Source organism: Salmonella sp. SG203 (assembly GCF_013350575.1).
Lineage (GTDB): Bacteria > Pseudomonadota > Gammaproteobacteria > Enterobacterales > Enterobacteriaceae > Salmonella > Salmonella enterica.
The window spans coordinates 304,979-323,944 of sequence record NZ_SNMT01000004.1 but is presented as its reverse complement, the minus strand read 5'-3'; the positions used below and the strand labels follow the sequence as shown (position 1 = coordinate 323,944).

Genomic DNA, 18,966 nt, shown 5'->3' with positions numbered 1-18,966 from the left:
ACTCATTACGCATCCATCTGCAATAAGGTACGTAACCCGGCCGCTTTATTATCTATTTCCTGCCATTCCTGTTCCGGATCGGAGCCGCGGACGATTCCCGCGCCGGCATACAATCGCACCACATTGGCCGTCACTTTGGCTGAACGTAACGTCACGCAAAACTCACTTTGCCGCGTGGAGAGATAGCCTGCCGACCCGGCATACCATTCACGTTCGAACGGCTCATGTTGTTCTATAAAACAACGCGCGGGTTCACGAGGGATCCCGGCGACCGCTGCGGTAGGCTGTAACTGGTGCAGGCAGAGCGTGTCGTCCGCCTGATTAAGCGCCGTCCAGATACAGCGGCGCAAATGCTGTACCTTGCGCAGCCTGAGCACCTGCGGCGGCAGCACATCCAGCGAGTGGGTGCAGTTTTGCAGTCGCTGGCAGATGTCTTCGACAACCAGCATATTTTCTCGCTGGTTTTTATCGTCTTTCATTAACCATTCGCCAAGCTGCCAGGCTTTATGGTTATCCGGATGGTTCGCCACCGTCCCGGCCAGCGCTTCGGTACGCAGCGCCGTTTCACGCCGCCGCCAGAGCCGCTCCGGCGATGATCCCAGAAAGGCGGTATCGGCGGAAAAGGCCATAAAAAAGTGGTAGCAGTTGAGATTTAAACGACGACTGGACGCCATCATCGCGGCGGCATTGACCGGACGGGAGAATTGTAAGTCGGTGGCCCGCGCCAGCACAACTTTATCAAACGCCTCTTGCGCAATGGTGTGGGTGGCCTGCTGAATCAGCTTCACCCAACCGTCTTTGTCCGGCCAGTGTTGTTCGCTCGTGAGCGAAAGGCGTAGCGCCGGAACAGGCTTAATGCCGACCAGAGAAGCGAGAAACGCTTTCGCCTGGCGCGCATCATCGCGTAGCGAAACGTCACTGTGCAGATGTAAGCGTAAGGTCGCCGTACCACCGCTACGTCGCCACTCCAGCCGCGGCAGCAATAAGTAGCCCTCTTTCGGCTCGAACGCATTCAGCCCCCAAATACGCAGGTCAGGCTGCGCGTGCTGACGTAAAAACCGTTGCGCCAGATCGAGCGATGAAAATACGGTGATGGCCCCGAGAACGGCAGCTTCTTCGTCGCCATTGCGCTGTTGCCAGTAGAATTGCGGAAAGGATGACTGGCTGGCCAGCCAGCTCAATGCATCGAAGGCATCGTTTAAAGGGAAAGGCGCATCGAAAACGCAAAGCCCTGGCGTCGCCGGTATCTCTTGCGATAGCTGACGCGTCAGATTTTCCAGCGCAGTAGTAATAGAATGCACGCGGACCCTCCCTGTTAAAAACCCCACATTATACGGGGTACTGCCCTAAAAAAGCAGTACCTCATTTAGGGAGGGTTGCGATTCTGTTCAGTGGGAGGGATTTAGCGCCGCGCCAGCAGCAGTCCAAGCACCAGTCCTACCGCCGCGCCTACGCCAATACCCTGCCAGGGTTTTTCATGAACGTAGTCATCCGCTTTATAAACGGCCTGCTTTGCCCGGTAATAATAGCTATCCGACGCATGGCTTACGCGGTTTTTCACCTCTTCCAGCGCTTGTTCCGCGCGGGCTTTCAGCTCAATGTATTTTTGATCGGCGGGATCGCCTGAGGAACGTAAAACCTCTTCCAGCGTTTCGCTGAGCAAAGTCAGATCATCATCAACACGTGATTCACCAAATTGATATGACATTCTCATTCTCCGTTGTGTTAACACCTGCTCCTAACTATAGTCAACGGTTTCGGTTTATGCCTGATGAACCTCCCGCGCCATTCCCCGGTGCGGAATGCCGTCTTCGTCATAAACATCGGTGACGGGAATAAAACCAAACCGCGCATAAAAAGGTTGCAGATGCGCCTGCGCTCCCAGATATAGCGGCTTATCCGGCCAGTGCCGCCCACAAGATTCCAGCGTTTTCGCCATTAATTGCTGGCCCAGTTTCGCCCCTCGCCAAGCATCGCTGACGATCACCCGGCCAATAACAACCGGGTCTGATTCGTTATCGCTTTTCAGAATCCTCGCATACGCCACCAGCTCATCCTGATGCCAGCCCAAAATATGACGATTGTCGCCAACTAAATCATCGCCATCCACATCCAGGTAAGGACAGCGCTGTTCTACCACAAAGACCGCGCAGCGCAATTTGAGTAACGCGTAAAGTTGAGGAACGGTAAGTTCGCTATGGTGGAGATCCTGCCAGTCAATCATGATGCGCTCCTGTGTTGTGGTAATCTTGGGTTAAACGATAACCAAACGTGTATGGACAAGATGGAATTAATTTTTTTAGGTACGTCCGCAGGCGTTCCCACGCGCTCACGCAATGTAACGGCAATTTTATTACATCTGCAACATCCAACGCAGCCGGGAGTATGGCTTTTTGATTGCGGCGAAGGGACGCAGCATCAAATGCTTAATACCGCGTTTCATCCCGGTAAGCTTGAGCGCATTTTTATCAGCCATCTTCACGGCGATCATCTGTTTGGCCTGCCGGGTCTGCTATGCAGCCGGTCGATGGCGGGGAATCCCCATCCGCTAACCGTATACGGGCCTCAAGGCGTGCGTGAGTTTATTGCAACCACACTGCGCCTTAGCGGTTCATGGACCGATTTTCCGTTGCAAATTGAAGAAATTAGCGCAGGCGATATTCTTGACGACGGTCTGCGTAAAGTGACCGCGTTCAGGCTGGAGCATCCACTGGAGTGCTACGGATATCGCGTTGTTGAACATGACAAGCCTGGCGCGCTGAATGCCAGGGCGTTAAAAGCCGCAGGCGTTACGCCCGGCCCGCTGTTTCAGGCGTTGAAGGCAGGAAAAACCGTCACGCTTGCCGATGGAAGGCAGATCAATGGCGCCGACTACCTTGCTCCCGCCGTGGCCGGGAAATCAGTGGCGATTTTCGGCGATACCGCGCCCTGCGAGGCCGCCCTCGCGCTGGCGCAAGGCGTGGATGTGATGGTCCATGAAACCACGCTGGATGCGTCAATGGAGGAGAAAGCCAACGCTCGCGGACACAGCTCCACCCGTCAAACCGCGACGCTGGCGCGGGAAGCTGCCGTCGGTCGGCTGATCATGACCCATATTAGCTCACGCTATGACGATAAAGGCTGTCAGCGCTTACTGGCGGAATGCCGCGCTATTTTCCCGGCGACGGAGCTGGCTTACGATTTTTCTGTTTTCCCGGTTTAGCGCTCCATTTTTTGTCCTCATTGCCGATAACACTAAAAAAGGCAGGCTTTCATAATGAGGTTAGGATGGACAATTTTCAGAAAGATATTGATGACAGGGCCAATTTAACCCTGTCCAACCGTTTTGAGCTGCTGTTATTCCGTCTTGGTACATCGCTGCATGAACAGAAGTCAGAGCTGTTCGGTATCAATGTATTTAAGCTGCGCGAAATCGTACCAATGCCCGCCTTTACGCGCCCGGCAGGCATGAAAGCGCCGCTATTGGGCATGGTCAATATTCGGGATCAGGTCATTCCGGTGATTGATTTGCCAGCGGTAGCGGGCTGCAAGCCGGAAACCGGGCTGAATATTTTGCTGATCACCGAATATGCGCGCAGCGTACAGGCATTTGCCGTCGAGTCGGTGGAAAATATTATGCGTCTTGACTGGCAACAGGTGCATACCGCCGAGAAAGCCGTCAACGGTCGCTACATCACCAGTATTGCCTGCCTGGATGACAACAAAGAAACCAACAACCTGGCGCTGGTGCTCGATGTTGAGCAGATCCTTTATGATATTGTCCCCTCCAGCCACGATCTACGCGCCACCAATCTGAAGACCAATAAATTTTATATTACCCCCGGCGCGGTAGCCATTGTGGCGGAAGACTCCAAAGTCGCCCGCGCGATGCTGGAAAAAGGGCTGAACGCGATGGAAATTCCGCATCAGATGCATGTGACCGGCAAGGATGCCTGGGAGAGAATCCAGCAACTGGCGCAGGAAGCGGAGGCCGAAGGTAAGCCAATTAGCGAGAAAATCGCGCTAGTCCTGACAGACCTTGAGATGCCGGAGATGGATGGCTTTACGTTAACGCGTAAAATTAAAACCGATGAACGGCTGAAAAAGATCCCGGTTGTTATTCACTCTTCCCTTTCCGGCAGCGCCAACGAAGATCATGTGCGTAAGGTGAAAGCCGACGGCTACGTGGCCAAGTTTGAGATTAACGAACTCTCTTCAGTGATACAGGAAGTGATGGAACGCGCGGCGCAAAACATCAGCGGCCCGCTGGTAAGCCGGCAGTTGCTAAGTTAAATTCCGGTCGCTGAGACCTTACAGGCCGGATGGCGGCGCAAGCGCCTTATCCGGTCTACCGTCCTGAGTCATTTTAAAGAATGACATCAGGTAATAAAAAACCCGCTTCGTGAAGCGGGTTTTTCGTTTTTACTTATTGCTTACATCAACGGCGTCGCTAACTGCACAAGGCTAATCAGCGGCTGCGGCCAGACGCCCAGTACCAACACCAGCAACGCGGAGATCAGCACCACGATACCGCCTGCGCTGTACTGCCAGTTTGTCGGCGCGTCGCGTCCCGGTTGCTGCGGCGCGTGCAGGTAGAGACTCACCGCAACGCGCAGGTAGTAGTACAAACCAATCGCGGAACCCACCACCACGGCGGCGACCAGCCACCACAGGCTGGCCTGAACGCCGACCGCCAGCACGTAGAATTTGCCGATAAAGCCCAGCGTCATCGGAATACCTGCCAGCGACAGCATCATCACCGTCATCACCGCGGCAAGAACCGGACGGTGCCAGAACAGACCACGGTAAGAGTACAGGGAATCGGCATCCGGGCCGCGGAACGGGCTGGACATCAGGCTGACCACGCCAAACGCGCCGAGGCTGCTGAACAGATAACCGGCCAGATAAACGCCTACCGCTTCCATCGACATCTCGCCGCTCTGCAGGGCAATCAGCGCCACCAGCAGATAGCCGAGGTGAGAGATAGAAGAGTAACCGAGCAGACGTTTGATGTTGGTCTGGCTCAGCGCCATCAGGTTACCGAAGATGATAGAGGCAAAGGCGATAATGCCCAGCACCACGCGTACCGCTTCGCTGTCGCCTACCGGCGCATAGAGGAACAGACGCATTACCACGCCGAAGATAGCGATTTTGCTCGCCGTCGCCAGGAAGGTGGAAACCGGCGCAGGCGCGCCCTGGTAAACGTCTGGCGTCCACAGGTGGAACGGCACCAGAGAGAGTTTAAAGCCCAGACCGACAATCATCAGGCCAAAGCCCGCCAGCAGCAACGGCTCGTGCAGCATACCATCGCCGAGGCTCTTACCGAGCGCTTCGAAAGACAGGTTGCCGGACTGCGCATAGACCAGCGCCATCCCGAACAGCAGGAAAGACGAGGCGGCGGCGGAGAGGATGGTGTATTTGATACTGGCTTCCAGCGAGCGTTTCTGGCGGAAAGCATAACCAATCAGGCCGAACAGCGGCAGTGAGATTAGTTCGATACCGAGGAACAGCGCCGCCAGGTGGTTGGCGTTCGCCAGCAGAATTCCCCCCAGGCTGGCGATTAACACCAGCAGGTAAAACTCTTCCTGGTTATCGTTATAGCCTTCCAGCCACGGGTAGGCAAAGGTACAGGTGGCGAGGCTCGCCAGCAGCACCAGCCCGGTGTAGAGCATCGCAAAGCCGTCAACGCGCATCAGCGGCGTGACGTCCATTGCCCCGGCCTGGCCGACAAACCAAAGCGAAACCAGAGCAGCGTTAAGCCCAATGACCGACAGCGTGGCATTGAGGAAGTGATTGCGTCGCCACGCAATGGAGAGCATCACAACCACCACCGTCAAGCCGACGATCAGCAGCGGTAGCAGCGCAATCAGGTGTTGTGGAGTTATTGTCATGGCGATTTACGGCCTTGTAGTAGTAACGGAATTAACAAACCACTGCTGGATGTTGCTCATCGCAGAATGCGAGGTATCCAGAATCGGCTGCGGATAGAAGCCAAGCAGTACCAGAAGCACCACCAGCAACAGAATGATAAACAGCTCGCGCAGCGACATCCCTGGCAGTTCCTGGCTGGCAATCTGGCTCTTCGCTTTACCGAAGTAAGCGCGATGCAGCATCGCCAGCGAGTATACAGAGGCGAATACCAGCCCAAAGGTGGAGATCACGGTAATCATCGGCACCACCTGGTAGCTGCCGAACAGAATCATAAATTCGCCAACGAAGTTACCGGTGCCCGGCATCCCGAGCGTCGCCACCGCAAAGAACATGGACAGCGCAGGCAACCACTTCATCTTGCCCCACAGGCCGCCCATCATACGCATGTCACGCGTATGCAGACGTTCGTACAACTGGCCACACAGAATGAACAGACCCGCCGCGGACAAACCGTGCGCAATCATCTGAATCACCGCGCCCTGGTACGCCAGTTGGCTGCCGGTGTAGATAGCGATCAGCACGAAGCCCATGTGGGAAACGGAGGTATAAGCAATCAGACGCTTGATGTCGTATTGGGTAAAGGCCATCCACGCGCCGTAGAAAATGCCGATAACGCCAAGCCACATGGCGATAGGCGCAAACTCCGCCGACGCGTTCGGGAACAATGGCAGGGAGAAACGCAGCAGACCGTAAGCGGCGGTTTTCAGCAAGATACCGGCCAGGTCGACGGAACCGGCGGTCGGCGCCTGGGAGTGCGCATCCGGCAGCCAGCCATGCAGCGGAACCACCGGCATTTTCACCGCGAAGGCGATGAAGAAGCCCAGCATCAGCAGATATTCCACACCGTGGGACATCGGCGTATTCAGCAGCTCTTCATAGTTGAAGGTCCACACGCCGGTCGCGTTGTAGTGCACAAAGACCAGCGCCAGGATGGCAATCAGCATCACCAGACCACTCGCCTGGGTGTAGATGAAGAACTTGGTCGCCGCCGTGATACGCGTTTTCCCGTCAGAAGCTTTGTGGCCCCACAGCGCTATCAGGAAGTACATCGGCACCAGCATCATTTCCCAGAAGAAGAAGAACAGGAACATGTCGATGGCCAGGAACACGCCGATAACGCCGCCTAAGATCCACATCAGGTTCAGGTGGAAGAAGCCCTGATATTTTTCGATTTCTCGCCAGGAGCAAAGCACCGCCAGAACGCCGAGCAGGCCGGTCAGCACCACCATTAGCAGCGACAGTCCGTCGAGCGCCAGATGGATAGAGATGCCAAAACGCGGGATCCACGGCAGAACAAATTCAGATTGCCACTGCGGAATACCGGCGGATTGCGTCAGTGAATAGCCGCCCTGCAACCACAATTGCAGACCGAGCGCCAGCGTCAGCCCCATGGTAATCAGCGCTATCCAGCGCGGCACCTTCACGCCAAAGCGTTCGGTCTGCCAGCACAGAAAGCCGCCGATAAAGGGAATTAATATTAGCCAGGGTAGTAACATGGCGATTTTTATTCCTTGTTAAAGTCCCTAAGGGACCGATTTTCAATGAATTCGACTACATTCACGTTTGAGTGCGGTTTGTTGTGTCGGGTGGCGCTAATGCTTACCCGACCTACGTTCTCGTAGGCCCGGTAAGCATTAGCGCCACCGGGCAAAACCGAGCACTCAAATCAACGCAGTACCATCAACAGCGCCAGCACCACAACCGCGCCAATGCTCATTGATGCCACATACCAGCGCAAATAACCGTTCTCGCTCAGTACCAGGCCTTTGCCTGCAAAACGGGAAAGGATAGCCGGAATGTTCATCAACGCATTAAGCGGGTCGCGCTTCAGCAGCCAGGCGATACCGAGGAATGGCTTGACGAATACTTTGTCGTACAGCCAGTCAAAGCCCCAGGCGTTATACCACCAGGTGCCCAGCAGACGGCCCGGCGCGCTGTTGGCGATCGACGTCACCAGCGTGCGTTTACCCAGCCACAGCCATGCGGCAATCAGGATGCCCGCAATCGCCACTACGCCAGAGGTAATTTCCAGGGTCAACACACGACCATGCGCCAGTTCAGTTGTCTGCGGCAGCACCCCCTGCAGAGGCGGCACAATCAGCGCGCCAACAAAGGTAGACAGAATCATCAGGACAATCAGCGGCAGATGATGGGTAATCCCCTTCCCTGCATGAGCATGAATTTGTTCTTTCCCGTGGAATACGATAAAAATCATCCGGAAGGTGTACAGCGAGGTCATGAACGCGCCGACCAGACCCGCCACCATCAGATTGATATGACCGTTCGCCATCGCGCCAGCCAGGATCTCATCCTTACTGAAGAAGCCCGCAGTGACCAGCGGCAGCGCCGACAGCGCCGCGCCCCCCACCAGGAAGCAGGCATACACCAGTGGAATCGACTTACGCAGACCGCCCATCTTAAAGATGTTCTGTTCGTGATGGCAGGCCAGAATTACCGAGCCGGACGCCAGGAACAGCAGCGCTTTAAAGAAGGCGTGCGTCATCAGATGGAAAATCGCCGCATCCCACGCCTGCACGCCCAGCGCCAGGAACATGTAGCCAATCTGGCTCATGGTGGAATAGGCCAGCACGCGTTTGATGTCGGTCTGCACCAGCGCGGCGAAACCCGCCATGACCAGCGTAATCGCCCCGATAATGCCCACCAGATGCAGAATTTCCGGGGTCATCAGGAACAGGCCATGGGTACGAGCGATCAGGTAGACACCGGCGGTCACCATCGTCGCGGCGTGGATCAGCGCGGAGACCGGCGTCGGGCCGGCCATCGCGTCGGCAAGCCAGGTCTGCAACGGTAGCTGCGCAGATTTACCGACCGCGCCGCCCAGCAGCATCAGGGTTGCCCACATCAGCATGTTGTTGCCGTCAGCAAAGTGCGCTGGCGCCAGCTCGACCATTTCGCGGAAGTTCAGCGTGCCCAGTTCGTTGTAGAGGATGAACAGCGCGAAGGCGAGGAACACGTCACCGACACGGGTCACCACGAAGGCTTTCATTGCCGCTGCGCCATTCTTCGGATCGCTGTAATAGAAGCCGATCAACAGATAAGAGCACAGGCCCACGCCTTCCCAGCCGAGGTACATCAACAGCAGGTTATCGGACAGCACCAGAACAACCATGCTGGCGATAAACAGGTTGGTATAAGCGAAGAAGCGGGAGTAGCCCTCTTCCCCACGCATGTACCAGGACGCGAACATGTGGATCAGGAAGCCGACGCCGGTGACCACAGAGAGCATGGTCAGCGACAGGCCGTCCAGCACCAGGTTAAAACCGATGTTGAAGTTACCGACCGACATCCACGTCCACAGCGGCTGGCTGAACGCCTGTTTGCCGTTGGCGAAGAAATCCATCCCGACAAACGCTGTCACCAACGCCGCCAGACCAACGGAGCCCACGCCAATGGTCGCGGAGAGATTTTCCGACCAGCGTCCGCGAGAGAACGCCAGCAGTACAAAGCCAATCAATGGCAGAATAATGGTTAAGGCAAGCATGTTCATCCACGCATCTCACTTACTGAATCGATGTTCAGGTTCTGGCGACGGCGATGGAGTTGCAGCAACAGCGCAAGTCCAATACTCGCTTCCGCAGCCGCAAGGCTGATGGCGAGAATGTACATCACCTGACCATCGGTCTGGCCCCAGTAGCTCCCGGCGACCACAAAGGCCAGCGCGGAGGCATTAATCATGATTTCCAGCCCGATCAGCATAAACAGCAGATTGCGGCGGATAACCAGACCGGTTAAACCCAGGACGAATAAAATCGCAGCGAGGATCAGTCCGTGTGTTAAGGGGATCATGCGCGCTCCTCCGTTTTTCTTTTCGCGCGGTCATCGGCGCGGTTGCTTAGCACTTCACCCGCACGCTCTTCACGACCGACGTGGAACGCCACCACCAGGCCTGCCAGCAGCAGCATAGACGCCAGTTCGACCGCCAGAACATAAGGCCCGAACAGCGTAATGCCCACCGCTTTCGCGCTAATCGGCGTGCCGTCGATGCCCTGGTCGTTAACGCCCAGAATGGCGTACACAATGACCGCCAGCATAATGGCCGACAAAACCGCCGGACCAATCCACACCTGCGGCTTCAGCCACTGGCGTTCCTGTTCGATTTCGCTGCCGCCGAGGTTGAGCATCATCACCACGAACACAAACAGCACCATAATGGCACCCGCGTAGACGATAATTTCCAGCGCACCGGCAAAGTAAGCGCCCAGCGAAAAGAACACCCCGGAAATCGCCAGTAGCGATATCACCAGATACAACAGCGCGTGTACCGGATTGGTATGGGTGATCACTCGCAGGGTCGCGAGGATGGCTATCAGGCCACAGATATAAAAAGCGAATTCCATTGCCCTCTCCTTACGGTAACAGGCTCTTGACGTCGATAGGCTTGGCTTCGTTCTCTGCTTCGCCTTTATCTTTGCCGTCGATTGCCATACCCGCCATCCGGTAGAAGTTATATTCCGGGTATTTGCCCGGACCGGAAATCAGCAGATCCTCTTTTTCGTACACCAGATCCTGACGTTTGTATTCGCCCAGTTCGAAGTCCGGGGTCAACTGAATCGCCGTGGTCGGGCACGCTTCTTCGCACAGGCCGCAGAAGATGCAGCGTGAGAAGTTAATGCGGAAAAATTCCGGATACCAGCGGCCATCTTTGGTCTCCGCTTTTTGCAGAGAGATACAGCCTACCGGACAGGCTACCGCACACAGGTTACAGGCAACGCAGCGCTCTTCACCGTCCGGGTCGCGCGTGAGCACGATACGACCACGGTAACGGGGCGGTAAATAGACCGGCTCTTCCGGATACATCCGCGTTTCGCGTTTGGCGAACGCATGCAGGCCGATCATCCAGATACTGCGTACCTGAGTGCCGAAACCTACTAATAATTCTTTTAAGGTCATGGTCTTTGTGTCCCTTATTGCGCCTGCCACAGAATGACAGCCGCCGTTACCAGCAAGTTGATGAGCGTCAGCGGCAGGCAAACTTTCCAGCCGAAGGACATTACCTGGTCATAACGCGGACGCGGTAACGACGCACGAATCAAAATGAACATCATCATGAAGAACGCGGTTTTCAGCGCGAACCAGACGAATGGCGGTAAGAACGGGCCATGCCAGCCACCGAAGAACAACGTTACCATCAGCGCGGAAACGGTGACGATGCCGATGTACTCCCCCACGAAGAACAGACCGAATTTCATACCGGAATATTCGATGTGGTAACCGTCCGCCAGTTCCTGCTCGGCTTCCGGCTGGTCAAACGGGTGACGGTGACAGACCGCTACGCCCGCGATGGCGAAAGTAACAAACCCAAAGAATTGCGGAATCACGTTCCACAGATGCGCCTGGTTATTGACGATATCGGTCATATTAAATGAACCGGCCTGCGCCACCACGCCCATCAGGGAAAGACCAAGGAACACTTCATAGCTCACCGTCTGGGCAGACGCGCGCATCGCGCCGAGCAGCGAGTATTTGTTGTTGCTCGACCAACCGGCGAATAACACCGCGTAAACCGCCAGACCGGCCATCATCAGGAAGAACAAAATCCCGATGTTTAAATCGGCCACCACCCAATTAGGGCTAACCGGCACAATGGCGAAGGAGAGCAGCAGCGAAGTAAACGCGATCATCGGCGCCAGGGTAAAGATGACGCGATCCGAGAATTTCGGGATCCAGTCTTCTTTAAAGAACATCTTGATCATATCCGCGACCAGCTGGAGCGAGCCGCCCCAGCCAACGCGGTTTGGTCCATAACGGTTCTGGAACAGACCCAGCAGACGACGTTCGCCAAAGCTCATGAAAGCCCCGCAGGTGACGACCACCAGCAGAATCACCACCGCTTTGAGAATGCTCAGCAGGATCTCAATCAGATCCGGTGTAATCCAACTCATTGTTGCGCCTCCCGCAGATCCTCAAGACGCGCGCCAGCCAGAACCGGCGCGATGCCAGGCATACCCATCGGCAGCCCTACCTGCCCTGCCGCTAACCCTTCAGAGATTTCAACCGGCAGCGTCACCGTATTGCCATCGTAGCTAAAGGAGACGCGCGTCCCGGCATTGACGCCCAATTTCGCGGCATCCGCCGGGTTAAGTTTGATATACGGCTGCGGCATACGGCTCTGGAAGACCGGAGAACGCTGAGACAATTCGTCGCTGCCAAACAGGTGGTAATACGGCGCAATACGCCACTGACCGTCCTGCGCCTGGAAGCTTGCCGGCACGGTAGTGAAATAATCCAGACCGCCCTCAGTCGCTTCAATCAAACGCACGCCCGGATCGCCGTGACGCAGTTTGCCGCCCACTTCATCCTGGAATTTGTTCCACGCCTGCGGGGAGTTCCAGCCCGGCGCCCAGGCGAACGGAATTTCAGATCGCGGGGCAGTCGGTTGGTTATTCCCTTCCATCGAGAAGGCGAACATGGTGTCTTTATCCTGCGGCTGACGTGGTTCATGCACGCTGATATTGGCGCGCATCGCCGTACGACCGCTGTAACGATGCGGTTCGCGCGCCAGCTTCTGCCCACGAATGCGGAAGGTCGCATCCGGCGCGGCGTCTTTAATGCCGGCAAATTGCGGCATGGCGGCAATGACCGCGTCGATCACGTGGTCAAGCTGAGTCCAGTCCACTTCGCGGTTTTCGACGGTGCTGTGCAGCGAATGCAGCCAGCGCCAGCTTTCCAGCATAATCGTCTTGTTATCGTAGTAGGCCGGATCATAAACCTGGAAGAAGCGCTGCGCGCGGCCTTCGTTGTTGATGACCGTACCATCGCTTTCGGCGAAGCTTGCCGCGGAAAGCACCAGATGCGCGTTTTCCATAATCGCCGTGCGCTGATGGTCAACCACCATCACCAGCGGCGCTTTGGCGAGCGCGGCGTTCACGCGCGTAGCGCTTGCATGACGGTGGAGATCGTTTTCCAGCACCACCACCGCGTCCGCGCTGCCGGTTTCCAGCTCGCCCAACGCATCGTCAAGCGAACCGCCGCCCATCATACCCAGCCCCATGCTGTTCACGGAGCGGGCAATCATAGTAATACCGACGTCGGCGCCACGGCCTTTCAGCGCTTTCGCCACGTTGGCGGCCGCCTGAATCACCTCACTGCTACCGGCGTTAGTGCCGGAGATAATCAGCGGTTTTTTCGCGCCGGCCAACGCCTGCACAATGACATCAATTTTGTTTTGCAAGTCGCTGTCGATACCGTCAACCGCAGGCGCTGTATTGTCCAGCGCATGGGCAATCGCAAAGCCCAGGCGCGCCTGATCTTCTACCGGCGCGCGATAGGTCCAGGCGGCGATATCATCCAGACGGGTGTCGTCCACGTTGGTCACGAACAGCGGATGTTTGGCACGCTGGCCGATGTTAAGGATGGCCGCAATCTGCCAGTCGGCCACTTTCTGCGCCGCCGCCATTTCACGCGCTTTACCTTTCACCGCCTGGCGTACCGCCAGCGCAACGCGCGCGCCGGTCTGAGTGACATCCTCACCCAAGACCAGTACCGCGTCATAAGATTCGATCTCCCGCAGCGCCGGGGTGTAAATTCCGCCTTCACGCAGCACTTTCAGCGCCAGTTGCAGACGTTCCTGCTCGCCGCGCGCGATACCGGTGTAGAAGTTTTCCGCACCAACCAGCTCACGCAGCGCAAAGTTGCTCTCAATGCTGGCGCGTGGCGAACCGATACCGATCACTTTCTTCGACTGGCGCAGAATATCCGCCGCGCCCTGCATCGCCTGCTCGGCGTTGAGAGTAATAAAGTCATCGCCGCGGCGCTGAACCGGCTGACGCGGACGGTCTTTCAGGTTCACATAGCCATAGCCGAAACGACCGCGGTCGCAGAGGAAGTAGTGGTTAACGGTACCGTTGTAACGGTTTTCGATACGGCGTAATTCGCCATAGCGCTCGCCCGGGCTGATGTTACAGCCGATGGAACACTGCTGGCAGATGCTCGGCGCAAACTGCATGTCCCATTTACGGTTGTAACGCTCGGAGTGCGTTTTATCGGTGAATACGCCGGTCGGGCAAATCTCGACCAGGTTACCGGAGAATTCGCTTTCCAGCGTACCGTCTTCCGGACGCCCGAAGTAGACGTTGTCATGCGCGCCATAGACGCCCAGATCGGTGCCGTCGGCATAATCTTTGTAGTAACGCACACAACGGTAGCAGGCGATGCAGCGGTTCATTTCGTGCGAGATGAACGGCCCCAGATCCTGGTTGCGGTGGGTACGTTTGGTGAAACGGTAGCGGCGGAAACTGTGCCCCGTCATCACGGTCATATCCTGAAGATGGCAGTTACCGCCCTCTTCACAGACCGGACAGTCGTGCGGGTGGTTAGTCATCAGCCACTCCACCACGCTTTCACGGAACTGTTTCGCTTCTTCGTCGTCAATAGAGATAAAGGTACCGTCGGTGGCTGGCGTCATACAGGACATCACCAGGCGACCACGCGTATCTTCCGCGTTTTGGTATTGCTTCACCGCACACTGGCGGCAAGCACCGACGCTTCCCAGCGCCGGGTGCCAGCAAAAATACGGAATATCAAGGCCGAGGGACAGACATGCCTGTAGCAGGTTGTCCGCGCCGTTGACCTCGTATTCTTTGCCGTCTACATGAATCGTAGCCATTAGCATGCTTCCAAATTAAAAATCGTTAACTCACCAGCGCTCTTTGAGCAGGTTCGGCTGAATACCATTGATTAAATGGGTATTGCTGAACGGCTGCTTGATGCCAGCTTCGAATTCTTCGCGGAAATACTTAATTGCGCTTTGCAGTGGCTCAACCGCGCCCGGCGCATGCGCGCAGAAGGTTTTACCCGGTCCGAGGAAACGACACAGTTGCTCAAGTGTCTCGATATCCCCCGGCTGGCCTTCGCCACGCTCCAGCGCGCGCAGAATTTTCACGCTCCACGGCAGCCCGTCGCGGCATGGCGTACACCAGCCGCAGGATTCGCGGGCAAAGAACTCTTCCAGGTTACGCACCAGCGACACCATGCCGATTTCGTGGTCTACCGCCATCGCCAGCGCGGTGCCCAGACGGCTGCCTGCTTTACCGATGCTTTCGAACTCCATCGGCAGGTCAAGATGCGCCTCGGTCAGGAAGTCGGTTCCCGCCCCGCCCGGCTGCCAGGCTTTGAATTTCAGGCCATCGCGCATACCGCCGGCGTAGTCTTCAAGGATCTCGCGCGCGGTGGTGCCGAACGGTAATTCCCACAGGCCCGGATTCTTCACGCGGCCTGAGAAGCCCATCAGCTTGGTACCCGCATCTTTGCTTTTCGAAATGTTCTGGTACCACTCCACGCCGTTGGCGAGGATTGCCGGGACGTTGCACAACGTTTCGACGTTATTCACACAGGTCGGTTTGCCCCATACGCCGGAGGTCGCCGGGAAGGGCGGCTTGGAGCGCGGGTTCGCGCGGCGGCCTTCGAGGGAGTTAATCAGCGCCGTTTCTTCACCACAGATGTAACGCCCTGCCCCGGTGTGGACAAACAGTTCGAAGTCGAACCCGGTGCCCATGATATTTTTGCCAAGCAGCCCGGCCTCGGTTGCTTCCGCAATCGCGCGACGCAGGTGCTGCGCTGCTTCGATATATTCTCCACGCAGGAAGATGTAGCCGCGGTACGCTTTCAGCGCAAACGCGGAGATCAGCATGCCTTCCACCAGCAGGTGCGGCAGTTGTTCCATCAGCAGACGGTCTTTATAGGTGCCCGGTTCCATTTCATCGGCGTTACACAGCAGGTAACGGATGTTCATGGATTCATCTTTCGGCATCAGGCTCCACTTCAGACCGGTGGAAAAGCCCGCGCCGCCGCGCCCTTTCAGACCGGCGTCTTTTACCTGGCTGACGATTTCATCCGGAGACAGGCCGGTCAGCGCCTTACGCGCGCCTTCGTAGCCGTTTTTGCTACGATATTCATCCAGCCAGACCGGCTGTTTGTCATCGCGCAGACGCCAGGTCAGCGGATGGGTTTCGGGAGTACGGATAACGTTTTTCATTTATACCGCTCCAGTAGTTCAGGAATGGCTTCCGGGGTCAGATGGCTGTGAGTATCCTCATCAATCATCATGTTCGGCCCTTTATCGCAATTCCCCAGGCAGCAGGTCGGCAGCAGCGTAAAGCGACCATCAAAGGTCGTCTGCCCCGGTTTGATGTTGAGATTTTTTTCCAGCGCGGCCTGAATCCCCTGATAGCCGGTGATATGGCACACCACGCTGTCGCAGTAGCGAATCACGTGGCGACCGACCGGCTGACGGAAGATCTGGCTGTAGAATGTGGCGACGCCTTCGACGTCGCTCGCCGGAATACCCAGCACATCGGCAATAGCGTAGATCGCGCCGTCCGGCACCCAGCCACGCTGCTTCTGAACGATTTTCAGCGCTTCAATGGACGCCGCACGCGGGTCTTCGTAGTGGTGCTTCTCGTGCTCTATCGCTTCACGCTCTGCCGCACTCAGCTCAAAAGCCTCGGTTTGTGGTTGTTGATTCTCGTGCATAATTAGCGGTCCACATCTGACATAACAAAATCGATACTACCCAGATAGACAATCAGGTCGGAGACCAGGCTACCGCGGATCGCCGAGGGAATCTGCTGCAGGTGCGCAAAGCTCGGCGTGCGCACGCGGGTACGGTAGCTCATAGTGCTACCGTCGCTGGTCAGGTAGTAACTGTTAATCCCCTTCGTCGCTTCCACCATCTGGAAGGACTCCTGCGCCGGCATCACCGGGCCCCAGGAGACCTGCAGGAAGTGGGTGATCAGGGTTTCGATATGTTGCAGCGTGCGCTCTTTCGGCGGCGGCGTGGTCAGCGGGTGATCCGCTTTGAACGGCCCTTCCGGCATGTTATCGAGGCACTGCTGAAGAATGCGCAGACTCTGGCGCAGCTCTTCCACTTTCAGCATCACGCGGGTATAGCAGTCGGAAACGCCGCCGCCCACCGGCACTTCAAAGTCAAAGTTTTCGTAGCCAGAGTATGGACGCCATTTACGTACGTCGAAGTCGATCCCGGTCGCGCGCAGCCCTGCGCCGGTGGTGCCCCACTCCAGCGCCTCTTTCGCGCCGTAAGCGGCAACGCCCTGCGAACGCCCTTTCAGAATAGTGTTACGCAGCGCGGCTTTCTCGTAAGAATCCAGACGCTTCGGCATCCACTCAAGGAACTCTCGCAGCAGGCGATCCCAACCGCGCGGCAAGTCGTGCGCGACGCCGCCGATACGGAACCAGGCCGGGTGCATACGGAAACCGGTAATGGCTTCCACCAGGTCATAAATTTTCTGCCGGTCGGTAAAGGCAAAGAAGACCGGGGTCATCGCGCCGACGTCCTGAATAAAGGTCGAGATGTACAGCAGATGACTGTTAATGCGGAACAGTTCGGAGAGCATCACGCGGATGACGTTCACACGATCCGGGACGGTGATCCCTGCCAACTTTTCTACCGCCAGCACGTACGGCATTTCATTGACGCAACCACCGAGGTATTCGATACGGTCGGTATAGGGAATGTAGCTATGCCAGGACTGGCGCTCGCCCATTTTTTCGGCGCCGCGGTGGTGATAGCCGATATCCGGCACGCAGTCGACGATTTCTTCACCGTCAAGTTGCAGGATAATACGAAACGCACCGTGCGCAGACGGGTGGTTCGGGCCGAGGTTGAGGAACATAAAGTCCTCGTTGTCAGTCCCGCGCTTCATCCCCCAGTCTTCCGGCTTAAAGGTCAGCGCTTCCATTTCCAGATCCTGCTTGGCTTTGGTCAGCTCAAACGGGTCGAATTCGGTCGCGCGCGCCGGATAATCTTTACGCAGCGGATGGCCTTCCCAGGTTTGCGGCATCATGATGCGCGTCAGGTGCGGGTGGCCTTCGATATCAATACCAAACATCTCCCAGGTCTCACGCTCGTACCAGTTGGCGTTAGGGAAAAGTTTAGTGAAGGTCGGCACGCGCAGGTCGTTTTCAGACAACGCCACCTTGAGCATGATATCGCGATTACGCTCAATGGAAATCAGGTGGTAGAAAACGGAAAAATCCGCGGCGGGTAACCCGTCACGGTGCGTACGCAGGCGTTCATCCATGCCGTGTAAGTCAAACAGCATGACGTAAGGTTTCGGCAGTTTCTTTAAGAAATCGCCAACCTCCAGTAGTTGTTCACGCTTGACCCAAACAACGGGGATACCGGTGCGGGTCGCCTGAACGGTAAAGGCATCCGGCCCAAAACGGTTGCGCAGTTCGCCGATAACCGGATCATCAAGATGATCGCGGGTACTCCATGCAGCGTCTTGCGCGGTTAAGTCGGTCATATTGTTCACCATTGCAAATGGTCCGTGGTGGTCGGCAGTGCTTCGCGCTATTAAAATAGTGGTTAGCGAAGTGAAGTGCTGCTGCCGACAGGCGCAAATTAAATCTCGTCCGGGGTACGCAGGTTCGTGACGGCAATACGCTCGCCGCGTTTACGTTCGCGTTCTGGCTGCATATTGGCGCGATACACGCCCTGATCGCCCACCACCCATGAGAGCGGACGGCGCTCTTTGCCAATCGATTCTTGCAGCAGCATCAACGCCTGCATATACGCTTCCGGACGCGGCGGACAGCCAGGGATATACACATCCACCGGGATGAACTTATCAACGCCCTGCACTACCGAATAAATATCGTACATGCCGCCGGAGTTGGCGCAGGCGCCCATAGAAATGACCCATTTTGGCTCCAGCATTTGGTCATACAGACGCTGAATAACCGGGGCCATTTTGGTAAAGCAGGTACCGGCCACCACCATCAGGTCAGCCTGACGTGGCGACGCACGCAGCACTTCCGCGCCGAAACGGGCAACGTCATGCACTGCGGTAAAAGAGGTCACCATCTCTACATAGCAGCAAGAAAGGCCGAAGTTGTAGGGCCAAATTGAGTTTTTACGGCCCCAGTTAACCATGTCATGCAGTTTGCCCATGAACACGTTTTTGTTAACTTCCTGCTCCAGGGGGTCGGTTACGATCTCCTGTTTTTGCAGGGGGTAACGGTCATTCTCACCGTTAGGATCTATGCGGGTGAGCGTATAATCCATCTTAATGCCTC

At 56.5% G+C, this 18,966-nt stretch carries 17 protein-coding genes; 2 read left to right on the top strand and 15 right to left on the bottom strand.

The features are described from left to right. Window positions 1-5: 5 nt before the first annotated feature. The 3 genes from menF to HV477_RS09365 all read right to left on the bottom strand — a co-directional run bounded on the left by menF (window position 6) and on the right by HV477_RS09365 (window position 2,224). Window positions 6-1,301: an isochorismate synthase MenF gene (gene menF, locus HV477_RS09375; protein WP_000555674.1), complete on the bottom strand. Its 1,296-nt coding sequence runs from the start codon at window positions 1,299-1,301 to the stop codon at window positions 6-8. Window positions 1,302-1,402: 101 nt separating this feature from the next. Continuing rightward, window positions 1,403-1,708 carry a stress response protein ElaB gene (gene elaB / locus HV477_RS09370; RefSeq protein WP_001522308.1) on the bottom strand — a complete coding sequence of 102 codons (306 nt, stop codon included), beginning with the start codon at window positions 1,706-1,708 and terminating at the stop codon, window positions 1,403-1,405. Window positions 1,709-1,762: 54 nt separating this feature from the next. After that, complete coding sequence (locus HV477_RS09365; RefSeq protein ID WP_000568155.1) at window positions 1,763-2,224, bottom strand: GNAT family N-acetyltransferase; 462 nt, start codon at window positions 2,222-2,224, stop codon at window positions 1,763-1,765. A gap of 60 nt (window positions 2,225-2,284) precedes the next feature. Here HV477_RS09365 and rbn point away from each other — a divergent pair, with 60 nt between their 5' ends. Both rbn and HV477_RS09355 read left to right on the top strand, forming a co-directional pair. Continuing rightward, window positions 2,285-3,202, top strand: coding sequence for a ribonuclease BN (rbn, locus tag HV477_RS09360; protein WP_000419093.1), 918 nt, complete (start codon window positions 2,285-2,287; stop codon window positions 3,200-3,202). A gap of 65 nt (window positions 3,203-3,267) precedes the next feature. Further along, window positions 3,268-4,272, top strand: coding sequence for a chemotaxis protein (locus HV477_RS09355; protein ID WP_000368554.1), 1,005 nt, complete (start codon window positions 3,268-3,270; stop codon window positions 4,270-4,272). Window positions 4,273-4,412: 140 nt separating this feature from the next. Here the strand turns inward: HV477_RS09355 and nuoN are convergent, their stop codons facing one another. The 12 genes from nuoN to nuoB all read right to left on the bottom strand — a co-directional run bounded on the left by nuoN (window position 4,413) and on the right by nuoB (window position 18,955). Next, window positions 4,413-5,870 (bottom strand): NADH-quinone oxidoreductase subunit NuoN, encoded by a 1,458-nt coding sequence (gene nuoN / locus HV477_RS09350; protein ID WP_000156669.1) that lies wholly within the window; start codon window positions 5,868-5,870, stop codon window positions 4,413-4,415. A 6-nt stretch (window positions 5,871-5,876) separates the two neighbouring features. Continuing rightward, window positions 5,877-7,406 (bottom strand): NADH-quinone oxidoreductase subunit M, encoded by a 1,530-nt coding sequence (gene nuoM, locus HV477_RS09345; RefSeq protein WP_000926428.1) that lies wholly within the window; start codon window positions 7,404-7,406, stop codon window positions 5,877-5,879. A gap of 170 nt (window positions 7,407-7,576) precedes the next feature. Continuing rightward, on the bottom strand, window positions 7,577-9,418 hold the full coding sequence (nuoL, locus tag HV477_RS09340) for an NADH-quinone oxidoreductase subunit L (RefSeq protein ID WP_001056577.1): 1,842 nt from the start codon (window positions 9,416-9,418) through the stop codon (window positions 7,577-7,579). Continuing rightward, a complete protein-coding gene (gene nuoK / locus HV477_RS09335; protein ID WP_000612687.1) occupies window positions 9,415-9,717 on the bottom strand; it encodes an NADH-quinone oxidoreductase subunit NuoK in 303 nt (100 codons plus the stop codon). Before nuoK ends, nuoL begins: the two co-directional genes overlap by 4 nt. Beyond that, a complete protein-coding gene (nuoJ, locus tag HV477_RS09330) occupies window positions 9,714-10,268 on the bottom strand; it encodes an NADH-quinone oxidoreductase subunit J (RefSeq protein ID WP_000393522.1) in 555 nt (184 codons plus the stop codon). The genes nuoK and nuoJ overlap by 4 nt, the downstream gene beginning before the upstream one ends. A gap of 10 nt (window positions 10,269-10,278) precedes the next feature. Beyond that, entirely contained in the window at window positions 10,279-10,821 is a 543-nt protein-coding gene (gene nuoI, locus HV477_RS09325; RefSeq protein WP_000172747.1) for an NADH-quinone oxidoreductase subunit NuoI, read from the bottom strand. A gap of 14 nt (window positions 10,822-10,835) precedes the next feature. Further along, window positions 10,836-11,813 carry an NADH-quinone oxidoreductase subunit NuoH gene (nuoH, locus tag HV477_RS09320; protein ID WP_000118515.1) on the bottom strand — a complete coding sequence of 326 codons (978 nt, stop codon included), beginning with the start codon at window positions 11,811-11,813 and terminating at the stop codon, window positions 10,836-10,838. Then, window positions 11,810-14,536: an NADH-quinone oxidoreductase subunit NuoG gene (nuoG, locus tag HV477_RS09315; RefSeq protein WP_001518099.1), complete on the bottom strand. Its 2,727-nt coding sequence runs from the start codon at window positions 14,534-14,536 to the stop codon at window positions 11,810-11,812. The genes nuoH and nuoG overlap by 4 nt, the downstream gene beginning before the upstream one ends. 30 nt (window positions 14,537-14,566) lie before the next feature. Beyond that, window positions 14,567-15,904, bottom strand: a complete 1,338-nt coding sequence (gene nuoF / locus HV477_RS09310) for an NADH-quinone oxidoreductase subunit NuoF (protein WP_001581300.1) — start codon at window positions 15,902-15,904, stop codon at window positions 14,567-14,569. Beyond that, complete coding sequence (gene nuoE / locus HV477_RS09305; protein ID WP_000545038.1) at window positions 15,901-16,401, bottom strand: NADH-quinone oxidoreductase subunit NuoE; 501 nt, start codon at window positions 16,399-16,401, stop codon at window positions 15,901-15,903. Before nuoE ends, nuoF begins: the two co-directional genes overlap by 4 nt. Before the next feature lie 2 nt (window positions 16,402-16,403). Next, window positions 16,404-18,206, bottom strand: coding sequence for an NADH-quinone oxidoreductase subunit C/D (gene nuoC / locus HV477_RS09300; RefSeq protein ID WP_000247855.1), 1,803 nt, complete (start codon window positions 18,204-18,206; stop codon window positions 16,404-16,406). 86 nt (window positions 18,207-18,292) lie between these two features. After that, window positions 18,293-18,955, bottom strand: coding sequence for an NADH-quinone oxidoreductase subunit NuoB (gene nuoB, locus HV477_RS09295; protein ID WP_000386728.1), 663 nt, complete (start codon window positions 18,953-18,955; stop codon window positions 18,293-18,295). Window positions 18,956-18,966 lie beyond the last annotated feature (11 nt).